General features: G+C 41.0%; 12 protein-coding genes, 22 tRNA genes, 3 rRNA genes and 2 pseudogenes. 33 read left to right on the top strand and 6 right to left on the bottom strand.

Annotated features, from left to right (window positions below):
• Positions 1-77: 77 nt before the first annotated feature.
• Positions 78-422, top strand: coding sequence for a S1 domain-containing post-transcriptional regulator GSP13 (gene yugI, locus MHH42_RS24800; protein WP_000003767.1), 345 nt, complete (start codon positions 78-80; stop codon positions 420-422).
• A gap of 109 nt (positions 423-531) precedes the next feature.
• On the opposite strand, the gene MHH42_RS24795 is transcribed toward yugI, so the two are convergent.
• Entirely contained in the window at positions 532-765 is a 234-nt protein-coding gene (locus MHH42_RS24795) for a DUF378 domain-containing protein (RefSeq protein ID WP_000105788.1), read from the bottom strand.
• 275 nt (positions 766-1,040) lie between these two features.
• On the opposite strand from MHH42_RS24795, the gene MHH42_RS24790 reads away from it, so the two are divergent.
• Positions 1,041-2,393: a glucose-6-phosphate isomerase gene (locus tag MHH42_RS24790; RefSeq protein ID WP_000103665.1), complete on the top strand. Its 1,353-nt coding sequence runs from the start codon at positions 1,041-1,043 to the stop codon at positions 2,391-2,393.
• A gap of 108 nt (positions 2,394-2,501) precedes the next feature.
• Positions 2,502-2,915: a YugN-like family protein gene (locus tag MHH42_RS24785; protein WP_000612324.1), complete on the top strand. Its 414-nt coding sequence runs from the start codon at positions 2,502-2,504 to the stop codon at positions 2,913-2,915.
• Here MHH42_RS24785 and MHH42_RS24780 read toward each other — a convergent pair.
• A complete protein-coding gene (locus MHH42_RS24780) occupies positions 2,902-3,897 on the bottom strand; it encodes a potassium channel family protein (protein WP_000842336.1) in 996 nt (331 codons plus the stop codon). The two genes, MHH42_RS24785 and MHH42_RS24780, sit on opposite strands and share 14 nt — an antisense overlap.
• Positions 3,898-3,991: 94 nt before the next feature.
• The gene (locus tag MHH42_RS24775) at positions 3,992-4,672 is read right to left on the bottom strand and encodes an MgtC/SapB family protein (RefSeq protein ID WP_000386692.1); all 681 of its coding nucleotides are present in this window, start codon (positions 4,670-4,672) and stop codon (positions 3,992-3,994) included.
• A 405-nt stretch (positions 4,673-5,077) separates the two neighbouring features.
• Between MHH42_RS24775 and MHH42_RS24770 the strand changes: the two genes are divergently transcribed.
• From MHH42_RS24770 to MHH42_RS24650, 25 genes are all read left to right on the top strand, one after another.
• A 16S ribosomal RNA gene (locus tag MHH42_RS24770) occupies positions 5,078-6,629 on the top strand.
• 145 nt (positions 6,630-6,774) lie between these two features.
• A 23S ribosomal RNA gene (locus MHH42_RS24765) occupies positions 6,775-9,696 on the top strand.
• Positions 9,697-9,797: 101 nt separating this feature from the next.
• A 5S ribosomal RNA gene (gene rrf, locus MHH42_RS24760) occupies positions 9,798-9,913 on the top strand.
• The 16S, 23S and 5S rRNA genes sit together here with 22 tRNA genes alongside, the layout of an rRNA operon.
• A 4-nt stretch (positions 9,914-9,917) precedes the next feature.
• A tRNA-Val gene (locus tag MHH42_RS24755) sits at positions 9,918-9,993 on the top strand.
• A gap of 4 nt (positions 9,994-9,997) precedes the next feature.
• A tRNA-Thr gene (locus tag MHH42_RS24750) sits at positions 9,998-10,073 on the top strand.
• Between the two features lie 9 nt (positions 10,074-10,082).
• Positions 10,083-10,158, top strand: a tRNA-His gene (locus tag MHH42_RS24745).
• Between the two features lie 23 nt (positions 10,159-10,181).
• Positions 10,182-10,262 (top strand) — tRNA-Leu (locus MHH42_RS24740).
• A 30-nt stretch (positions 10,263-10,292) separates the two neighbouring features.
• Positions 10,293-10,367: transfer RNA gene (locus tag MHH42_RS24735), tRNA-Gly, on the top strand.
• A gap of 16 nt (positions 10,368-10,383) precedes the next feature.
• A tRNA-Leu gene (locus tag MHH42_RS24730) sits at positions 10,384-10,472 on the top strand.
• 3 nt (positions 10,473-10,475) lie between these two features.
• A tRNA-Arg gene (locus tag MHH42_RS24725) sits at positions 10,476-10,549 on the top strand.
• 10 nt (positions 10,550-10,559) lie between these two features.
• Positions 10,560-10,633: transfer RNA gene (locus MHH42_RS24720), tRNA-Pro, on the top strand.
• A 15-nt stretch (positions 10,634-10,648) separates the two neighbouring features.
• A tRNA-Ala gene (locus tag MHH42_RS24715) sits at positions 10,649-10,721 on the top strand.
• Between the two features lie 20 nt (positions 10,722-10,741).
• Positions 10,742-10,818: transfer RNA gene (locus tag MHH42_RS24710), tRNA-Met, on the top strand.
• A gap of 3 nt (positions 10,819-10,821) precedes the next feature.
• A tRNA-Ile gene (locus MHH42_RS24705) sits at positions 10,822-10,898 on the top strand.
• Positions 10,899-10,915: 17 nt separating this feature from the next.
• Positions 10,916-11,008: transfer RNA gene (locus MHH42_RS24700), tRNA-Ser, on the top strand.
• 27 nt (positions 11,009-11,035) lie between these two features.
• Positions 11,036-11,112 (top strand) — tRNA-Met (locus MHH42_RS24695).
• 3 nt (positions 11,113-11,115) lie between these two features.
• Positions 11,116-11,191, top strand: a tRNA-Asp gene (locus MHH42_RS24690).
• Between the two features lie 15 nt (positions 11,192-11,206).
• Positions 11,207-11,282, top strand: a tRNA-Phe gene (locus MHH42_RS24685).
• 14 nt (positions 11,283-11,296) lie between these two features.
• A tRNA-Thr gene (locus MHH42_RS24680) sits at positions 11,297-11,372 on the top strand.
• A gap of 10 nt (positions 11,373-11,382) precedes the next feature.
• Positions 11,383-11,458 (top strand) — tRNA-Lys (locus MHH42_RS24675).
• Between the two features lie 13 nt (positions 11,459-11,471).
• Positions 11,472-11,542: transfer RNA gene (locus MHH42_RS24670), tRNA-Gly, on the top strand.
• A 10-nt stretch (positions 11,543-11,552) separates the two neighbouring features.
• A tRNA-Ile gene (locus tag MHH42_RS24665) sits at positions 11,553-11,629 on the top strand.
• Between the two features lie 7 nt (positions 11,630-11,636).
• A tRNA-Asn gene (locus MHH42_RS24660) sits at positions 11,637-11,711 on the top strand.
• Positions 11,712-11,717: 6 nt separating this feature from the next.
• Positions 11,718-11,808 (top strand) — tRNA-Ser (locus MHH42_RS24655).
• A gap of 5 nt (positions 11,809-11,813) precedes the next feature.
• Positions 11,814-11,885: transfer RNA gene (locus MHH42_RS24650), tRNA-Glu, on the top strand.
• A 111-nt stretch (positions 11,886-11,996) separates the two neighbouring features.
• Here the strand turns inward: MHH42_RS24650 and MHH42_RS24645 are convergent.
• Positions 11,997-12,161 (bottom strand): annotated as a pseudogene (locus MHH42_RS24645) (IS4 family transposase); the annotation flags it as partial.
• Between the two features lie 481 nt (positions 12,162-12,642).
• Between MHH42_RS24645 and MHH42_RS24640 the strand changes: the two are divergent.
• Entirely contained in the window at positions 12,643-13,587 is a 945-nt protein-coding gene (locus MHH42_RS24640; RefSeq protein ID WP_000715347.1) for an L-lactate dehydrogenase, read from the top strand.
• Positions 13,588-13,851: 264 nt separating this feature from the next.
• Here MHH42_RS24640 and MHH42_RS24635 read toward each other — a convergent pair.
• Together MHH42_RS24635 and MHH42_RS24630 are read right to left on the bottom strand one after the other, a co-directional pair.
• Positions 13,852-15,105 (bottom strand): annotated as a pseudogene (locus tag MHH42_RS24635) (dockerin type I domain-containing protein); the annotation flags it as partial.
• A 30-nt stretch (positions 15,106-15,135) separates the two neighbouring features.
• Positions 15,136-15,741: a CalY family protein gene (locus MHH42_RS24630; protein ID WP_097837522.1), complete on the bottom strand. Its 606-nt coding sequence runs from the start codon at positions 15,739-15,741 to the stop codon at positions 15,136-15,138.
• 453 nt (positions 15,742-16,194) lie between these two features.
• On the opposite strand from MHH42_RS24630, the gene glgB reads away from it, so the two are divergent.
• The 4 genes from glgB (at position 16,195) to glgA (ending at position 21,806) form a co-directional block, all read left to right on the top strand.
• Positions 16,195-18,132, top strand: coding sequence for a 1,4-alpha-glucan branching protein GlgB (glgB, locus tag MHH42_RS24625; RefSeq protein WP_340894411.1), 1,938 nt, complete (start codon positions 16,195-16,197; stop codon positions 18,130-18,132).
• Entirely contained in the window at positions 18,080-19,210 is a 1,131-nt protein-coding gene (glgC, locus tag MHH42_RS24620) for a glucose-1-phosphate adenylyltransferase (protein WP_340894409.1), read from the top strand. Before glgB ends, glgC begins: the two co-directional genes overlap by 53 nt.
• Positions 19,211-19,228: 18 nt before the next feature.
• Positions 19,229-20,263 (top strand): glucose-1-phosphate adenylyltransferase subunit GlgD, encoded by a 1,035-nt coding sequence (glgD, locus tag MHH42_RS24615; RefSeq protein ID WP_097837521.1) that lies wholly within the window; start codon positions 19,229-19,231, stop codon positions 20,261-20,263.
• A gap of 112 nt (positions 20,264-20,375) precedes the next feature.
• Positions 20,376-21,806 carry a glycogen synthase GlgA gene (gene glgA / locus MHH42_RS24610; protein WP_002106619.1) on the top strand — a complete coding sequence of 477 codons (1,431 nt, stop codon included), beginning with the start codon at positions 20,376-20,378 and terminating at the stop codon, positions 21,804-21,806.
• The last annotated feature ends 9 nt before the right edge of the window (positions 21,807-21,815 follow it).

Genomic DNA, 21,815 nt, shown 5'->3' with positions numbered 1-21,815 from the left:
CGGATATTTAAAATAAGTACATCTGTTTTGCAATCTACATTTGTAGAGAAAATGGTAAACGTATGGGAGTGTTTCATATGTCAGAACAATATACAACAGGAGTGGTTGTAACAGGGAAAGTGACTGGAATTCAAGATTACGGTGCATTTGTAGCGTTAGATGCAGAAACACAAGGACTTGTGCATATATCTGAAATTACAAATGGATATGTAAAGGATATTCATGACTTTTTGAAAGTCGGCGATACAGTAGAAGTAAAAGTACTTTCAATTGATGAAGAGCACAGAAAAATGAGTTTATCGTTAAAAGCGGCGAAAAGAAAACAAGGAAGGATTCTTATACCGAATCCATCTAAGGACGGATTTAATACGTTGCGAGAAAAGCTGACAGAATGGATTGAAGAGTCCGAGTTAACAAAGTAAAAGAGGAGCGCATATGAGCGTTCCTCTTTTACTTTATCTTATGATATATATTTGCAAATATGATTGCATGCAATCATATTCGTATGTCGGAGGTGAAAGGACATACTGATTATCGAATTTCGTTTGTTTCTGGGTGTGTACCAAGATTTTCAGATGGTTTAAACAGTAAACCAAGATTGATAAGCCCAGATATACCAACGATGCCGTAAATAATACGTGCAAGAGCTGAGTTTTGTCCGCCGAAAATGGCTGCTACTAAGTCAAACTGGAAGAACCCGATTAGTCCCCAGTTTACTGCACCAATTACAGTAAAGACTAATGCGATACGTTGCAATGTACTCATGAAAAAGCCCCCCTTAATTGTGAAGCATGAGCAAGCGCTGAGTTAATCAACTCTTTTATAGAATGGTGCAGTTATGTTGTTTTTATACATAAAAAATGTGTGAAAAAAAGATGTATATACATCTATACCGAAAAATGCGAATTTTTATGCAAAAAATGAACTTTTTCTAAAAAATATATATTGGTTACGTTTACACTGGTTGAATCGCTTGATTTACAACTTCAGTTTCGCTAAAGTGAATACAGAAATACATATCCATAATTGGAGGGAAAAAGATGAGTACACATGTAACGTTCGACTATTCTAAAGCGTTATCCTTCATCGGTGAACATGAAATCACTTATTTACGTGATGCAGTGAAAGTAACACATCATGCAATCCACGAAAAAACTGGAGCTGGGAACGATTTCCTTGGGTGGGTAGAGCTTCCGCTTCAATATGACAAAGAAGAATTTGCTCGCATTCAAAAATGCGCAGAAAAAATTAAAAATGACTCTGACATTTTACTTGTTGTAGGTATCGGTGGTTCTTACCTAGGAGCACGTGCAGCAATTGAAATGTTAAACCATTCATTCTACAATACGCTTTCTAAAGAACAACGTAAAACTCCACAAGTGCTATTTGTTGGACAAAACATTAGCTCCACTTACATGAAAGATTTAATGGATGTATTAGAAGGTAAAGACTTCTCTATTAACGTTATTTCCAAATCAGGTACAACAACAGAGCCTGCACTTGCATTCCGTATTTTCCGTAAGTTATTAGAAGAGAAGTATGGAAAAGAAGAAGCTCGCAAACGTATTTATGCAACTACAGATAAAGCGCGTGGTGCATTAAAAACATTAGCTGATAACGAAGGTTACGAAACATTCGTAATTCCAGATGATGTTGGAGGACGTTTCTCTGTATTAACGCCAGTTGGTTTATTACCAATCGCAGTAAGTGGCTTAAATATTGAAGAGATGATGAAAGGTGCAGCTGCTGGTCATGACGACTTCGGGGCATCAGAACTAGAAGAAAACCCAGCTTATCAATACGCAGTAGTTCGTAACGCTTTATACAATAAAGGAAAAACAATTGAAATGCTTGTTAACTATGAGCCGGCGCTTCAATACTTCGCTGAGTGGTGGAAACAGTTATTTGGTGAAAGTGAAGGAAAAGATCAAAAAGGTATTTTCCCATCTTCAGCAAATTTCTCAACTGACTTACACTCATTAGGTCAATACGTTCAAGAAGGTCGTCGTGACTTATTTGAAACAGTTCTTAAAGTGGGTAAATCTACACATGAACTGACAATCGAATCAGAAGAAAACGATTTAGATGGATTAAACTACCTTGCTGGTGAAACTGTAGACTTCGTAAACACAAAAGCATACGAAGGTACATTACTTGCACATAGCGATGGTGGAGTACCAAACTTAATCGTAAATATTCCTGAATTAAATGAGTACACATTCGGTTACCTTGTATACTTCTTCGAAAAAGCATGTGCGATGAGCGGCTACTTATTAGGCGTAAATCCATTTGACCAACCAGGAGTAGAAGCATACAAGAAAAACATGTTTGCTTTACTTGGTAAACCAGGATTTGAAGAATTAAAAGCAGAATTAGAAGAGCGTTTAAAATAATAAAAAGCGACCGAAGATCCGGTCGCTTTTTATTATTTTACTGAAATGTCCATCGGTATATTCAAACTAGAATGGGTATGCTAAAGGAAAAGTCTTGGAGGGATGGGCTTGATTCCGATTCAATCAAAGTTAAAAGGACATACATATGCGTTATATAAGTTAGAAGAGGTTATGAAACCACTTGGATATAGTATTGGTGGCAATTGGGATTACGATAAAGGGTGCTTTGATTACAAAATCGATGAAGAAGATGGCTATCAATTTTTACGAGTGCCATTTACAGCTGTGGATGGGGAATTAGATGTGCCTGGTGTAATAGTCCGTCTTGAAACGCCGTATATTCTTTCGCATGTGTATCAAGACGAACTAGATGATAATGTGAATGCGTTAACAGCTGGAACGAGCGGATTTGATCAATTTGCTGAGCCGAAAGATCCAGATGGAGATGTGAAAAGTAAGTATATTAATATTGGGAAAGTATTAGTACAGGAACTAGAGCGTCACTTTTTTAATGGTGAATAACAATGAGTATGTCGCTTTCGATAAGAATGAAGGTATGGACTGGGTTAATCATATATTGGTCGTCACGCTTTATACCTAGTAAGAGAATGTTTTGTTTTAAAAGAGTATAGCTACAATTTGCAAAAGTTTGTCCGGTGCAAGGCGGAGAAAGCTCCATCAGTTGTAATTTGTTATCAGAGATTTCATCGTAAAGTGAGAATAGTACACCTGAAATAGAAGGAAATAAAAGAGAAGCGGTAAATACATAGCTCGTTAATTTATTTCCTTCTATAATTTCTGATACACCAGCTCTCGTTGCATTTTGAATTTGATCCGAAGTAAGAAGTTCAGCGATGCAATGAATGTTTGGATTAAGTCCTTTTGCAGTTAAAATATTTAAGATGGACTGTGTATCAGCTAAGCTTTCATTTTTTTCTTTATCAGCCGTTATTAATATGGTGTGTGCCGTTGTAATGTTAGCTTTTAATAACGTTTGATCGTGATGTGGACAACCTTTTATAAACTCTAAATGATGAAATGGTTTTGGAAGTAAAGAAAGTGTTTCATCAATTAAAACGATATCAAGGTTTGGTTGTAAGATGTGCATTTGTTTTACAACATGTTTTGCCCGTTCGTTCCAGCCGACAATAATCATATGACCGCTAGCAGTCGCAGCTTCTTCTCCTTTAACTTTCATATATTGTTTATTAATCATATCAGTGGCGAATAGAACCATATAATAAGAACAAAAACCGGTTCCGAATAAAATAATACTCATACCGATGAGTTTGCCTATTAGTGTATGTGGGGCAAAGTCACCATAGCCAACAGTGAAAATTGTAACGATTGACCACCAAATTCCATCAAACCATGTGGTGAAGTGCGATGGTTCTAATCTATGTATAAGAAAGCCGGAAAAAGCAGTAAGTACAACAATAAAGCAAATTAAACGAAAAATAATGGAATCACGAAATGTATCTACTAAATTTGGACGGGATTTCAATTGCCAATTCCTCCTTACTTTGCAGGACTACATTCATTGTTACCATTATAGAAAAAAGAAAAACTCTCTAATTTAAAAGAGAGTTTGTTTTCTATTACATACTTTCAACTTCAGTTTGTTGAACACTTTCAAGGTGTTGAAGAGCATAATAAACATCAGCAGTATGTCTTTTTTGATCGATAGACAATTTTAAATGTAAATAGTGCGAACCATTTTCCAATGTTTTGAGCTTCATGTTCTTAACTTTTATATCCATTTCTTTTATTTCTTCAATTACGATCGGGATATTGTCCATATTTCGTACAACAAGTTTCACTGCGATATCACGTTGACGAAATGACCTAGGTCCTATAAATTTCATCGTTAATGGTATAAGTTCTACACTAATCATAAGGAAGCACATTCCGAAAATCGCTTCAATATAGAAACCAGCTCCAACGGCAATGCCAATACCAGAAGCACCCCAAATCATGGCGGCGGTCGTTAGCCCAGCAATACTATCGTTTCCTCTTCGTAAAATAACACCTGCACCTAAAAAACCAATTCCTGATACAATTTGAGCAGCAAGTCGAAGGGGGTCCATATTCATATGGTCGGTATGTGGTAAATTGTAAGCTGCTTTAATAGAAACAATAGTGAGGAGGCAACTAATAATAGAGATAACTAAACAAGTCTTTAAACCAAGTGGTTTACGTTTTAATTCACGTTCTAAACCGATGGCGAATCCTAAAATAGCCGAGAGACCTAGTTTGAGTAATAAATCGGTATAGTCCATATGTATTCCTCCTTGTATGATATTTTATAGGAATAAAACGTTTATTATAGAAAGAAACGGTTTTTGATAGAGTAACTTTATATAGAATATATGTAGGAATTGCTTATACATGAAAGAGATATTTCGTTTAAGTATATGATATTAAAAAAGAAATGTGGGTGGTTTTAAAAAAAGTTTATAAAAGGTGTTGCATTTCAATTTTCACCATGATATATTAATAACCGTCGCTGATGCGGAAACGCAGAAAACGACAAAAAAGAAATTAAAAAACTTAGTTGACATCGGAAAACGAAGATGTTAACATAAGGAAGTCGCAAATGAGCGACCAAGTAGTTCTTTGAAAACTGAACGAAACAAACAACGTGAAACGTCAATTTTTATTTTTAGATGCTAGACAAACTAACTTTATTGGAGAGTTTGATCCTGGCTCAGGATGAACGCTGGCGGCGTGCCTAATACATGCAAGTCGAGCGAATGGATTGAGAGCTTGCTCTCAAGAAGTTAGCGGCGGACGGGTGAGTAACACGTGGGTAACCTGCCCATAAGACTGGGATAACTCCGGGAAACCGGGGCTAATACCGGATAACATTTTGAACTGCATGGTTCGAAATTGAAAGGCGGCTTCGGCTGTCACTTATGGATGGACCCGCGTCGCATTAGCTAGTTGGTGAGGTAACGGCTCACCAAGGCAACGATGCGTAGCCGACCTGAGAGGGTGATCGGCCACACTGGGACTGAGACACGGCCCAGACTCCTACGGGAGGCAGCAGTAGGGAATCTTCCGCAATGGACGAAAGTCTGACGGAGCAACGCCGCGTGAGTGATGAAGGCTTTCGGGTCGTAAAACTCTGTTGTTAGGGAAGAACAAGTGCTAGTTGAATAAGCTGGCACCTTGACGGTACCTAACCAGAAAGCCACGGCTAACTACGTGCCAGCAGCCGCGGTAATACGTAGGTGGCAAGCGTTATCCGGAATTATTGGGCGTAAAGCGCGCGCAGGTGGTTTCTTAAGTCTGATGTGAAAGCCCACGGCTCAACCGTGGAGGGTCATTGGAAACTGGGAGACTTGAGTGCAGAAGAGGAAAGTGGAATTCCATGTGTAGCGGTGAAATGCGTAGAGATATGGAGGAACACCAGTGGCGAAGGCGACTTTCTGGTCTGTAACTGACACTGAGGCGCGAAAGCGTGGGGAGCAAACAGGATTAGATACCCTGGTAGTCCACGCCGTAAACGATGAGTGCTAAGTGTTAGAGGGTTTCCGCCCTTTAGTGCTGAAGTTAACGCATTAAGCACTCCGCCTGGGGAGTACGGCCGCAAGGCTGAAACTCAAAGGAATTGACGGGGGCCCGCACAAGCGGTGGAGCATGTGGTTTAATTCGAAGCAACGCGAAGAACCTTACCAGGTCTTGACATCCTCTGAAAACCCTAGAGATAGGGCTTCTCCTTCGGGAGCAGAGTGACAGGTGGTGCATGGTTGTCGTCAGCTCGTGTCGTGAGATGTTGGGTTAAGTCCCGCAACGAGCGCAACCCTTGATCTTAGTTGCCATCATTAAGTTGGGCACTCTAAGGTGACTGCCGGTGACAAACCGGAGGAAGGTGGGGATGACGTCAAATCATCATGCCCCTTATGACCTGGGCTACACACGTGCTACAATGGACGGTACAAAGAGCTGCAAGACCGCGAGGTGGAGCTAATCTCATAAAACCGTTCTCAGTTCGGATTGTAGGCTGCAACTCGCCTACATGAAGCTGGAATCGCTAGTAATCGCGGATCAGCATGCCGCGGTGAATACGTTCCCGGGCCTTGTACACACCGCCCGTCACACCACGAGAGTTTGTAACACCCGAAGTCGGTGGGGTAACCTTTATGGAGCCAGCCGCCTAAGGTGGGACAGATGATTGGGGTGAAGTCGTAACAAGGTAGCCGTATCGGAAGGTGCGGCTGGATCACCTCCTTTCTATGGAGAATTGATGAACGCTGTTCATCAATATAAGTTTCCGTGTTTCGTTTTGTTCAGTTTTGAGAGAACTATCTCTCATATATAAATGTATGTTCTTTGAAAACTAGATAACAGTGTAGCTCATATTTTTTAATTTTAGTTTGGTTAAGTTAGAAAGGGCGCACGGTGGATGCCTTGACACTAGGAGTCGATGAAGGACGGGACTAACGCCGATATGCTTCGGGGAGCTGTAAGTAAGCTTTGATCCGAAGATTTCCGAATGGGGAAACCCACTATACGTAATGGTATGGTATCCTTACCTGAATACATAGGGTATGGAAGACAGACCCAGGGAACTGAAACATCTAAGTACCTGGAGGAAGAGAAAGCAAATGCGATTTCCTGAGTAGCGGCGAGCGAAACGGAATCTAGCCCAAACCAAGAGGCTTGCCTCTTGGGGTTGTAGGACATTCTATACGGAGTTACAAAGGAACGAGGTAGACGAAGCGACCTGGAAAGGTCCGTCGTAGAGGGTAACAACCCCGTAGTCGAAACTTCGTTCTCTCTTGAATGTATCCTGAGTACGGCGGAACACGTGAAATTCCGTCGGAATCTGGGAGGACCATCTCCCAAGGCTAAATACTCCCTAGTGATCGATAGTGAACCAGTACCGTGAGGGAAAGGTGAAAAGCACCCCGGAAGGGGAGTGAAAGAGATCCTGAAACCGTGTGCCTACAAATAGTCAGAGCCCGTTAATGGGTGATGGCGTGCCTTTTGTAGAATGAACCGGCGAGTTACGATCCCGTGCAAGGTTAAGTTGAAGAGACGGAGCCGCAGCGAAAGCGAGTCTGAATAGGGCGTTTAGTACGTGGTCGTAGACCCGAAACCAGGTGATCTACCCATGTCCAGGGTGAAGTTCAGGTAACACTGAATGGAGGCCCGAACCCACGCACGTTGAAAAGTGCGGGGATGAGGTGTGGGTAGCGGAGAAATTCCAATCGAACCTGGAGATAGCTGGTTCTCCCCGAAATAGCTTTAGGGCTAGCCTTAAGTGTAAGAGTCTTGGAGGTAGAGCACTGATTGAACTAGGGGTCCTCATCGGATTACCGAATTCAGTCAAACTCCGAATGCCAATGACTTATCCTTAGGAGTCAGACTGCGAGTGATAAGATCCGTAGTCAAGAGGGAAACAGCCCAGATCGCCAGCTAAGGTCCCAAAGTGTGTATTAAGTGGAAAAGGATGTGGAGTTGCTTAGACAACTAGGATGTTGGCTTAGAAGCAGCCACCATTTAAAGAGTGCGTAATAGCTCACTAGTCGAGTGACTCTGCGCCGAAAATGTACCGGGGCTAAATACACCACCGAAGCTGCGAATTGATACCAATGGTATCAGTGGTAGGGGAGCGTTCTAAGTGCAGTGAAGTCAGACCGGAAGGACTGGTGGAGCGCTTAGAAGTGAGAATGCCGGTATGAGTAGCGAAAGACGGGTGAGAATCCCGTCCACCGAATGCCTAAGGTTTCCTGAGGAAGGCTCGTCCGCTCAGGGTTAGTCAGGACCTAAGCCGAGGCCGACAGGCGTAGGCGATGGACAACAGGTTGATATTCCTGTACCACCTCTTTATCGTTTGAGCAATGGAGGGACGCAGAAGGATAGAAGAAGCGTGCGATTGGTTGTGCACGTCCAAGCAGTTAGGCTGATAAGTAGGCAAATCCGCTTATCGTGAAGGCTGAGCTGTGATGGGGAAGCTCCTTATGGAGCGAAGTCTTTGATTCCCCGCTGCCAAGAAAAGCTTCTAGCGAGATAAAAGGTGCCTGTACCGCAAACCGACACAGGTAGGCGAGGAGAGAATCCTAAGGTGTGCGAGAGAACTCTGGTTAAGGAACTCGGCAAAATGACCCCGTAACTTCGGGAGAAGGGGTGCTTTCTTAACGGAAAGCCGCAGTGAATAGGCCCAAGCGACTGTTTAGCAAAAACACAGGTCTCTGCGAAGCCGTAAGGCGAAGTATAGGGGCTGACACCTGCCCGGTGCTGGAAGGTTAAGGAGAGGGGTTAGCGTAAGCGAAGCTCTGAACTGAAGCCCCAGTAAACGGCGGCCGTAACTATAACGGTCCTAAGGTAGCGAAATTCCTTGTCGGGTAAGTTCCGACCCGCACGAAAGGTGTAACGATTTGGGCACTGTCTCAACCAGAGACTCGGTGAAATTATAGTACCTGTGAAGATGCAGGTTACCCGCGACAGGACGGAAAGACCCCGTGGAGCTTTACTGTAGCCTGATATTGAATTTTGGTACAGTTTGTACAGGATAGGCGGGAGCCATTGAAACCGGAGCGCTAGCTTCGGTGGAGGCGCTGGTGGGATACCGCCCTGACTGTATTGAAATTCTAACCTACGGGTCTTATCGACCCGGGAGACAGTGTCAGGTGGGCAGTTTGACTGGGGCGGTCGCCTCCTAAAGTGTAACGGAGGCGCCCAAAGGTTCCCTCAGAATGGTTGGAAATCATTCGTAGAGTGCAAAGGCATAAGGGAGCTTGACTGCGAGACCTACAAGTCGAGCAGGGACGAAAGTCGGGCTTAGTGATCCGGTGGTTCCGCATGGAAGGGCCATCGCTCAACGGATAAAAGCTACCCCGGGGATAACAGGCTTATCTCCCCCAAGAGTCCACATCGACGGGGAGGTTTGGCACCTCGATGTCGGCTCATCGCATCCTGGGGCTGTAGTCGGTCCCAAGGGTTGGGCTGTTCGCCCATTAAAGCGGTACGCGAGCTGGGTTCAGAACGTCGTGAGACAGTTCGGTCCCTATCCGTCGTGGGCGTAGGAAATTTGAGAGGAGCTGTCCTTAGTACGAGAGGACCGGGATGGACGCACCGCTGGTGTACCAGTTGTTCTGCCAAGGGCATAGCTGGGTAGCTATGTGCGGAAGGGATAAGTGCTGAAAGCATCTAAGCATGAAGCCCCCCTCAAGATGAGATTTCCCATAGCGTAAGCTAGTAAGATCCCTGAAAGATGATCAGGTTGATAGGTTCGAGGTGGAAGCATGGTGACATGTGGAGCTGACGAATACTAATAGATCGAGGACTTAACCATATAATATGAAGCAATGTTATCTAGTTTTGAAAGAATATAAAAAACTTGTTGACTTTAAAAGTTAAATAAGTTACAATAATTCTTGTCTTAAATGAATACAGTCTGGTAATGATGGCAGAGAGGTCACACCCGTTCCCATACCGAACACGGAAGTTAAGCTCTCTAGCGCCGATGGTAGTTGGGACCTTGTCCCTGTGAGAGTAGGACGTTGCCAGGCAAATGGAGGATTAGCTCAGCTGGGAGAGCACCTGCCTTACAAGCAGGGGGTCGGCGGTTCGATCCCGTCATCCTCCACCATTTAGCCGACTTAGCTCAATTGGTAGAGCAACTGACTTGTAATCAGTAGGTTGGGGGTTCAAGTCCTCTAGTCGGCACCAGTAACTATGGCGGTTGTGGCGAAGTGGTTAACGCACCGGATTGTGGCTCCGGCATTCGTGGGTTCGATTCCCATCAGTCGCCCCATTTTTTCTTAAATAAATTAATATGCGGGTGTGGCGGAATTGGCAGACGCACCAGACTTAGGATCTGGCGCCTTTGGCGTGGGGGTTCGACTCCCTTCACCCGCACTTTTAATAAAATATCTCATAACATGTCTTGCGGAAGTAGTTCAGTGGTAGAATACAACCTTGCCAAGGTTGGGGTCGCGGGTTCGAATCCCGTCTTCCGCTCCAATTTTCAATATGACATGCCGGGGTGGCGGAACAGGCAGACGCACAGGACTTAAAATCCTGCGGTGGGTGACCACCGTGCGGGTTCGACCCCCGCCCTCGGCACCATATGCGCCCGTAGCTCAATTGGATAGAGCGTTTGACTACGGATCAAGAGGTTAGGGGTTCGACTCCTCTCGGGCGCGCTTTTATTAACGGGAAGTGGCTCAGCTTGGTAGAGCACCTGGTTTGGGACCAGGGGGTCGCAGGTTCAAATCCTGTCTTCCCGATATTCCCAAAAACATGGGGCCTTAGCTCAGCTGGGAGAGCGCCTGCCTTGCACGCAGGAGGTCAGCGGTTCGATCCCGCTAGGCTCCACTTATTTTTATATTACTTATGGCGGTGTAGCTCAGCTGGCTAGAGCGTACGGTTCATACCCGTGAGGTCGGGGGTTCGATCCCCTCCGCCGCTACCATAAGGACCTTTAGCTCAGCTGGTTAGAGCAGACGGCTCATAACCGTCCGGTCGTAGGTTCGAGTCCTACAAGGTCCACCACTCAAAGTTTATATCTCGGAGGTATACCCAAGTTCGGCTGAAGGGATCGGTCTTGAAAACCGACAGGCGGCGAGAGTCGCGCGGGGGTTCGAATCCCTCTACCTCCTCCATTTTTTCTAAATTAAATATTTTATCATCGCGGGGTGGAGCAGCACGGTAGCTCGTCGGGCTCATAACCCGAAGGTCGCAGGTTCAAATCCTGTCCCCGCAACCAAATGGTCCCGTGGTGTAGTGGTTAACATGCCTGCCTGTCACGCAGGAGATCGCCGGTTCGACCCCGGTCGGGACCGCCATTTTTTTTACATAAAGGCTCGGTAGCTCAGTCGGTAGAGCAGAGGACTGAAAATCCTCGTGTCGGCGGTTCGATTCCGTCCCGAGCCACCATTTTGAAATCGCAAGCCGGCTTAGCTCAATTGGTAGAGCAACTGACTTGTAATCAGTAGGTTGGGGGTTCAAGTCCTCTAGCCGGCACCACTTTCAAAATGAGCCATTAGCTCAGTTGGTAGAGCATCTGACTTTTAATCAGAGGGTCGAAGGTTCGAATCCTTCATGGCTCACCATTTACAATTTAATGCGGGTGTAGTTTAGTGGTAAAACAAGAGCCTTCCAAGCTCTGGTCGAGAGTTCGATTCTCTTCACCCGCTTTTCAATTATGGGCCTATAGCTCAGCTGGTTAGAGCGCACGCCTGATAAGCGTGAGGTCGATGGTTCGAGTCCATTTAGGCCCACCATAATTGTTCCGCAGTAGCTCAGTGGTAGAGCTATCGGCTGTTAACCGATCGGTCGTAGGTTCGAGTCCTACCTGCGGAGCCATATTATAGAGAAGTACCCAAGTGGCTCAAGGGGCTCCCCTGCTAAGGGAGTAGATCGCGAACGCGGTGCGAGGGTTCGAATCCCTTCTTCTCTGCCAGAATTGGCCCGTTGGTCAAGTGGTTAAGACACCGCCCTTTCACGGCGGTAACACGGGTTCGAATCCCGTACGGGTCATACTAAAAGAGATAGCATAATCTGCTATCTCTTTTTTGTTGTGTAAAAGTGGACTTTGGATAGTCTGCTTTTTTATGCAATAGAAGAAATATGAAGTATTCGCTGTTGCAGTGGGGTACATAGAGCGCCGTAAATACAATCATGTTGTTTATTTGGGCCTGTATGAATATGAAGGAATTATCTACTTAACAAATCATACTCAAATTGAACTTTTATCCCATCTGTATGGCTGTAGCCTCCTGCACTTGTATAAATCGAAGAAAATACATCCGGGAGCTACTGCGGAAAATAAATAATATATAGAAGAAGCTGTCTCCCAATAAGTAATCTACTGGAGACAGCTTTTTATGTTGTCATTATTGTCGAGTTTTGTCGGTAAGTCGATATATTGCAAAAATCGCTGATATAATTTGAGTTACGATCGATAAATTTCAATAATCGCTGATATATTTGGAGTTACGGTCGATATATTCTAATAATCGCCGATATAATTTCACTTATCGACAAAAACCATAAGAAAAACCCTTTCACAATCTAAAGAAAACGCCTCCATTGAAATGGATTCCACACCTATTCCAATAACTTTACACTCTATGTGAAAAAGTTCACAAATAGGTCATAATTTGTGAAGTAATTCACAATGATACGTGCTACAATATGAATGTAAAGAAGTTAAACAACATTAAATTAGTATTTTAATTAATTACTTAAACAATCATAAAAAAATATATGTGAACAATAGAGAGGGGAAATTAACATGAAAAAAGGTATCAATCGTGTAGTATTAGTAGGAACAGGAGCTGTAGGTTGTAGTTACGCTTACTCAATGATCAACCAAGGTGTAGCTGAAGAATTCGTACTTGTAGATGTTAATGAAGCAAAAGCAGAAGGGGAAGCAATGGACTTAAGCCATGCGGTACCATTCTCTCCATCACCAACAAAAGTTTGGAGCGGTAGCTATGCAGATTGTAAAGATGCAGATTTAGTAGTTATCACTGCGGGATTACCACAAAAACCAGGTGAAACTCGTTTAGACTTAGTTGAGAAAAATACAAAGATCTTTAAACAAATCGTTCGCGGTATTATGGATAGCGGATTCGATGGAATCTTCTTAATCGCAACTAACCCAGTTGACATTTTAACTTACGTAACTTGGAAAGAATCTGGTCTACCAAAAGAGCGCGTAATCGGTTCTGGTACAACTTTAGACTCTGCTCGTTTCCGTTACATGTTAGGTGACTACTTAGATGTAGATCCACGTAACGTTCATGCTTACATCGTTGGTGAGCACGGTGATACTGAACTTCCAGTATGGAGCCACGCTACTATCGGTGTACAAAAACTAGAAACAATCTTAGCTAACAACGAACAGTACAATCAAGAAGACTTAGATAAAATTTTCGAAAACGTACGTGATGCAGCTTATCATATCATCGAGCGTAAAGGTGCAACTTACTACGGAATCGGTATGTCACTACTTCGTGTAACTAAAGCAATCTTAAACAACGAGAACAGCGTATTAACTGTATCTGCATACCTTGAAGGTCAATACGGTGAGAAAGATGCTTACGTAGGTGTTCCAGCTGTAATTAACCGCGAAGGTGTACGTGAAATTGTAGAACTTGAGCTAAATGAAGAAGAAAAAGTGAAATTCGCTCATTCTGTAAAAGTATTAAAAGAAACAATGGCACCAGTACTATAATAATTGCTAAATAATTCAGAGGTGGGAAACTGCTTCTTACCTCTGAACTTATATAATTTAATATAAATTCCTTTTCCGGTTTCCCTTGTATATCCCCAATATACCCCTTTTGCTGGATAAGGGTCGTTTATAGAAAAAGAGCACTCTACGTAAAGTAGAGTGCTCTTTATTATCCCGCTATTTGCCGGGCAGTAAGACCCCGATTGGTGTGGCTAATAATCAGTGGGGATGAACAAAACCCCCACTGATTAAAGTTTCACTTTATTATTTTTTAGGCGTTAAGCCCAATTTCTTTAAAATATCTGCGAGTGTACCGCTTTTTGATTTTTCTACAGCTGTTTGTGATTTAGATGCATCTGGTCCTTTTTTCAAGAAGTTCTTTTCAACGAAGCGAATGTCTTTTTCATCGACAATTCCGTCGCTATTAAGGTCGCCGCCTTTTACAGATACTCCTTTTTTACCATAGTTGCTAGCGATAATTTCAGCATCTTTAATATCAATGACTTTATCACCATTTACATCACCGGCAAGGTTTTCGTCAGGTCGTGCATAATAATATTGGCCAAGTAGCCTACCATCTTTTTCAGTACCTAATTTTGTTGTTAGACGGCTTGTTAAATGCCCTGGTACTTCTACGTATAAATTATAGTCACGATTATTAACAGGAAGTCCATTCAGTTTGAAGTATCCGTATTTATCTAGTGAGCCTTCAAATTTATGACGGTAAGGATCAGTTGCATATACTTTTACACCAAGCTTTGTATAATCGAGCTTTTCATCTAAATATCCACGTTCATTTAAGAATGCACCAGGTTTAATATTTCCTTCTACTAGTGAGTTTAAGGACATAACTGAGAATGTTTGATCTTGAAGTACACGCATTCTATTCGGTTCTGTTTCACCTTGTTTCCAGTAAACAAAAATTGGTGATTCTAATTGGGCATTTGCTTCATAAAATTCATCATTTTCTACTTTGAAAGTTACATCAATGAACGGGAAATCACCATCTAATCCGGCGAAGTTTTTATCATCGATAGATCCGCCTACTGTAACAGAACCGGCTTCTAATTTCGGCTCATTCACTTTTGCGATTACACCTTTTTCAGAAAGTAGCTTTTCAAAAGCAGGGTTCAATTTCGCATTTGCAAATTTGAAATTTTTCTCTAGGAATTTTACGTTAAATTCCCCTGCAACAAATTGTTTTACGTGTTTTGCGTTTAGTGTTACAGTAAGTTCATCATTTTTGTATACTTCTTTTTTATCATAACTAGTTTTCGCATATTGAGCACCTTGTGGGATAAACCAATAGTTATTTACACCGCTTGGATAATCAGGACCTACAGTTGCATAATCGAAAATATATACGCCTGTGTTCATTGGTCCTTCTACTTTAAAGGATTCAGGGGTAATGCCAACTTTAAAGTCACCATCTGCATTAATAGGTAAAAACTTATGCAAGTATGGAGAATAGTCATAATACATAACTCCGTTCGCTTCTTGCGTAATGTTTAAACCTTTATAGGCCTCCGGTAATTTGTATTTTAAAAATTATTTCTCCACGCCTTTTGTTTGCTCGGCATGGAATGTCCAGTTTAGCTGTAAGGAATCACCTTGGAATTTATTTTGATCTTGGTCGTTGTCTTCAAAGGAGAAGAGCACGTGTAAATAATCTGTTTCACCAGATGTAATACCGTCTATTAAGTTATGACGTTCTAAAGATGTAGCTACATCCTCAGGTTTCATAGTTTTTAATTTTGATAGTTTTGTTTCCCGCAAAATTTCATGATCATCGTTTGGATTCGATGGCTTTCCATCATTCACTAGAAACTTTACGATAATGTGGTCGCCTAAATCTTCACCGTCATTATTTAGCTTTGCATCTGTAACTTCATATGATGTTTCAAGTGCTACTTTTGCAATATCCAATGACCCTTTATTTTCAAGCGTGAAATTTTTTTCAATAAAGTCACCTGGCTTTAAATCTTTCACATCAACGATTACACTTGGATTAATAGAAAGATCTAGTGTTCCAGCTTGAAATGAGTTACTAGATGTTTCAGAATCACTGAAGTATGCGAATACACCGCCGCATGTAAGTGATAAGCCAAGCGTTGCTGTGACAACTCCCATTCCTACTTTTTGTTTCAATGACATAAGAAAGCCCCCTAATATGATTTTTATGAAACGTTCGCAAAGTAAACACAGTATTCTAGTATGAATTATATTTACGAAAGCGTGATGTTCTTTATTGAGAACGAGTATATGCTGATGAATTTCGCATTTCAATAAAATTATGACAAAAAATATTGAGAAATATTTTTTATGACAGATTATTTTGCTGCGGTTTTAAGTAGAAAATAGCATGAAAAATAGGCTAAACCTAATAAAATAGAGGTTGAGAAAAAATGATAGTAAAAAAGATAGGGGAAAATGAAGCGTTTGCAATGAATATTCGTCAAAATTCGATATTTTACACGGAAATGTGAAGAAAAACCAACGTTTTTGAGAAAAAAACGAATATTTTTTATAAATTAACAAGGATATCACAGTTTTTTGCAGAAATAGTTAAAGTATAAAAAATTCTGTCATCTTAGTGAGGTGAGCATATTGAGTGTAATAAATTGTGAAAAAGTGAAACGAGATGAGTTTCATACAGAAAAGTACTATGAGAGTTATAGCATCTTTGGCGCACATATTGTGACGGAAGATGAGATGCGAGGGGTACGATTTACAGTATGGGCTCCTCATGCGAAAGCAATGAGTGTTGTTGGCGATTTTAATGAATGGGATTATGAGCAACATAAGATGCTACAAGAGACAGAAGAGGGAATTTGGTCCTTGTTTATACCGCATATTGAAGAAAGGGAAATATATAAATATGCGATTGAAACGATGGCTGGTGACGTCATTTTTAAGGCAGATCCGTACGCTGTATATGCAGAAGTAAGACCGAATACGGCATCTGTAGTTTTTGATATGAAGGGATACGAATGGAATGATAAAAACTGGAGTCGTAAGAAAAAGAAAAAGCCGGTTTATAAAGAAGCGATGACAGTTTATGAATTACATTTCGGTTCCTGGAAGAAGAAAGAAGATGGAACGCTGTATTCTTATAGGGAAATGGTAGAAGAACTCATTCCGTATGTGGTGGAACATCAATTTACACATATTGAAATCATGCCGCTTGTTGAGCATCCATATGATCGTTCTTGGGGATATCAAGGGACGGGATATTATGCAGCAACGAGTAGATTCGGCACACCACATGATTTGATGTATTTTGTCGATGAATGTCATAAATATGGAATCGGTGTCATTTTAGATTGGGTGCCGGGGCATTTTTGTAAAGATGCTCACGGTCTATATTTGTTTGATGGGACACCGACTTATGAATATAAAGATAAGGATGTACAAGAAAACCAAGTATGGGGAACTGTCAATTTTGATTTAGGAAAAAAGGAAGTACGTAATTTCTTAATTTCAAATGCGTTATTTTGGATGAGATATTTCCATATTGACGGTTTCAGGGTGGATGCAGTTGCGAATATGTTGTACTGGAATAAAGAAGGACAGGAGCAAAGTAATGAGCACGCTGTTTCATTTTTACGAGAGTTAAATGAAGCGGTATTTGCAGAGGATGAAGACTTTCTTATGACAGCAGAAGATTCAACAGCTTGGCCACTTGTAACAGCTCCAACTTATGAAGGTGGACTTGGATTCAATTACAAATGGAATATGGGCTGGATGAATGACGTGCTGAAATATATGGAGTGTGCACCTGAATACAGGAAGTATATTCATGAGAAAATAACATTCTCTTTACTATATGCTTACTCTGAAAACTTCATATTACCGCTTTCTCATGATGAAGTCGTTCACGGGAAAAAGTCGTTATTAAATAAAATGCCAGGAGATTACTGGGATAAGTTTGCTCAGCTTCGTTTATTATATGGATATTTATTTACTCACCCAGGAAAGAAATTACTTTTCATGGGAGGAGAATTTGGGCAGTTTGATGAGTGGAAAGACCTTGAAGATTTAGATTGGAATTTACATGATTTTGAAATGCATCGTTATATGCATGATTACTTTAAAGAGCTCATAGCATTGTATAAGCGCTCAAAACCACTTTGGCAGCTTGATCATTCACCTGAAGGATTTCAGTGGATTGATGCTAATAATAATGAGCAAAGTATTTTCTCGTTTATTCGCCAAGGAGATAAACAAGAAGATGCGTTAGTTGTCGTATGTAATTTTACGAAAGCTACATATGAAAACTATAAAGTAGGGGTGCCAGATTTCGAGTATTATAACGAGATTTTAAACAGTGATGCAGAGCAATATGGCGGCTCGGGGCAAGTGAATAAAAAACGTCTTAAGGCGACTCTAGAACCGTACCATAATCAAGAGGCACATGTAGAAATTACAATTCCACCATTTGGCGTATCCATATTACGACCAGTGAAGACTAGAAAGGGGAGCAAAAAACAAGATGGCTCAAAAACAAAAGTGCGTAGCAATGTTACTAGCAGGGGGAAAAGGTAGTCGTTTAAGTGCATTAACAAAAAATTTAGCCAAGCCAGCTGTTCCATTTGGTGGTAAATATCGCATTATTGATTTTACGTTAAGTAATTGTGCGAATTCTGGTATTGAAACGGTTGGGATTTTGACGCAGTATCAACCGCTCGAACTTCATAATTATATCGGAATCGGCAATGCTTGGGATTTAGACCGAGTAAACGGTGGAGTCACAGTATTACCTCCTTATGCGGAGTCTTCAGGTGTGAAGTGGTACACAGGTACGGCAAGTGCCATTTATCAAAACTTAAACTATTTAAGTCAGTACGAACCAGAGTATGTCCTTATTTTATCAGGCGATCATATTTATAAAATGGATTACAGTAAAATGCTAGATTACCATGTTGAGAAAGAAGCGGACGTTTCGATTTCTGTTATTGAAGTGCCTTGGGATGAAGCAAGTCGCTTTGGCATTATGAATACGAATGAAGAGATGGAAATTGTTGAGTTTGAAGAGAAACCGCAATTTCCAAGAAGTAATCTTGCATCAATGGGAATCTATATTTTTAACTGGGCAATTTTGAAAGAGTATTTAGAAATGGATGCAAGAAATCCTGAATCTAGTAATGATTTCGGAAAAGATGTACTTCCGCTTTTATTAGATGAAGGGAAGAAGCTAATGGCGTATCCGTTTGAAGGATATTGGAAAGATGTTGGAACAGTGAAAAGCTTATGGGAAGCGAATATGGATTTACTTCGCGATGAAACATCATTGAATTTAAATGATCGTAACTGGCGTATTTATTCTGTCAATCCAAACGAACCGCCTCAATATATTGCGGAAAAGGCAAAAGTGGAAGAATCACTGATTAACGAAGGGTGCGTCATTGAAGGGGACGTGAAGCATTCTGTCTTATTCCAAGGGGTGACGGTGGAAGAAGGTAGTATGGTTATTGATTCCGTCGTTATGCCAGGAGCGAAGATTGGGAAAAGTGTTGTGATTGAAAGAGCAATTGTTGGATCGGAAATGGTTATTGAAGATGGAACAATCATTCGTCCAGAAAAAAATGTTGACGATGTAGTATTAATTGCTGAAGGGAAATAGAAAAGGGGGATGAAATGAATGGGAGAAAAAATGTTAGGAATTATTAATGCAACGGGAAGTTTTACTTCCTTACAGAAAGTAACAGGGCATCGTTCACTAGCGGCGCTACCGTTTGGGGGCCGTTATCGACTCATTGATTTCATGCTTTCCAATATGGTGAATTCTAATATTCATAGTGTGGCGGTTTTTACAAGCCATAAAAACCGTTCGTTAATGGACCATGTTGGTTCAGGGAAACAGTGGGATTTAGATAGAAAACGTGACGGATTGTTTTTATTCCCACCAAATTGCCAATGTGACCAAGATGAGTTTGGATCTTTTGCACATTTTAGAAGACATATTGATTATTTTCTAAGAAGCAGAGAAGAATACGTTGTTATTACGAATAGCCATCTCGTAACAGCATTAAATTTCCAGGCGGTGTTAGAGCGGCATATACATACGGCAGCTGATATTACTGAAGTTTGCCATGAAGGGGTTTCGCTTCAAACATACGTGTTAAAGAAACAATTATTGTTAGATTTATTTGAGACATATAAAGATGTGGAGCAATACAGTTTATTTGATGTAGTGAGAGAAAAGCGCGGAAAATCACTGCATATTGCTACGTATGAGCATACAGGATATGTAGCTATTATTGACTCGATTGAAAGTTACTATAAACATAGCTTAGAAATTTTGCAACCTGCTATTTGGAAGCAATTATTTAAGAAAGAAGCACCGATTTTTACGAAAGTAAAAGATGAGCCACCAACTCGTTACCTAAAGGATGCAGTCGTGAAAAATACAATGATTGCAAATGGCAGTATTATTGAAGGGGAAGTAGAAAACAGTGTTGTTTCCCGTTCTGTTAAAATTGGAAAAGGTTCAATTGTTCGTAATAGTATTATTATGCAAAAGAGCCAAATTGGAGATAACTGTATAATAGACGGTGTTATTATTGATAAAGACGTGAAAATTGGTGACGGTGTCGTTTTAAAAGGAAACACCGATGAGCCGTACGTTGTAGAAAAAGGAAGCATTCAAAACAGTACGATTAATAGTTATTCTTGAAGAATCAGTGGGGGTCTTTCCTCCACTGATTAAAGTTTTAATTTAAATGAAAACTCGAAGGGAGGAAGCTGCAAGAAGAGTAATATATGCTTTTCGAGCAGTGGGACAACAAGTGAATATTTTATTTGCAGTATCAGAATGTGTACCGTTTGTTAAATCGGGAGGATTAGCTGATGTAGCAGGTGCGCTCCCAAAAGAGCTTAAAAAATTAGGTGTGGATGTACGTATTATACTTCCGAATTATAGTCTTATTCCGCAAAAATTAAGAGATGGATGTACGCTTCATAAAGTAATTAACGTTCCTCTTGGCTGGAGAAATCAATATTGCGGAATTTTAAAAGGTGAGCAAGACGGGATTACGTATTATTTAATAGACAATGAATATTATTTTAAGAGGGATTCTTTGTACGGTCATTATGATGACGGAGAGCGTTTTTCTTATTTTTCGAAGGCAGTTTTAGAGTGTATTCCGCATCTTGATTTTGAAGTGGATGTTCTTCATAGCCATGATTGGCATACCGCTATGGTTAATTTCTTACTTCGCGAAAAGTATCAAGACAACCCATTATATGAGCGTATTAAAACGGTATATACAATTCATAACCTGCAGTTCCAAGGTGTATTTTCTCCTGAAGTGATGTACGACCTGTTAGAGCTTGGTGATGAATATTTTCATAGTGAGCAGCTAGAGTTTTATGGAAATGTGAACTTTATGAAAGGCGGTATTATCGCTTCTGATCAAATTACAGCGGTTAGCCCGACATATAAAGAAGAAATACAATATGAGTTTTTCGGTGAGAAATTAGATGGATTGCTACGAAAATATAATGATAAGCTGAGTGGCATTGTAAATGGAATTGACACGAGCGTATATAACCCAGAAACGGACTCGTATATTACAGCTCAGTATGATGCAGAGTCATTATATGAAAAAAATGAAAATAAACGTGCATTGCAGCGTTATTTTGGTTTGCCAGAAAAAGAGGATACACCAATTATTGCAATGGTCACGAGATTAACGAAACAAAAAGGTCTTGATTTAGTACGTACTGTATTCCGTGAAATAATGGAAGAAGATGTACAATGTATCATTTTAGGATCCGGTGATTCAGAATACGAGCAGTTCTTTGAATGGATGGCATATGAGTATCCAGAGAAGGTGAAGGTATATATCGGATTTAATGAGGAGCTTGCGCATCAAGTGTATGCGGGAAGCGATCTATTTTTAATGCCGTCACTGTTTGAACCGTGTGGACTTGGACAACTTATCGCATTAGCGTACGGTACGATTCCGATTGTAAGAGAAACAGGTGGATTAAACGATACTGTACAATCTTATGATGAAGAAACAGGAGAAGGAAATGGTTTCAGTTTTACGAACTTCAATGCACATGACATGTTGTATACGGTTCGCCGTGCAATTGAATTTTATCACGATAAGCCGGTATGGGAACAGCTTGTAACACAAGCGATGACTGAAGATTATAGTTGGGAGAAATCAGCTCTTGCTTATAAGAAATTGTATAAAAGTCTCATGGAATAACATGTAGGT

The sequence above is a fragment of the Bacillus sp. FSL L8-0099 genome (genome assembly GCF_038006385.1).
In the GTDB taxonomy this organism is placed as follows: Bacteria; Bacillota; Bacilli; order Bacillales; family Bacillaceae_G; genus Bacillus_A; species Bacillus_A toyonensis.
This window is presented reverse-complemented; position numbering and strand designations above follow the sequence as displayed.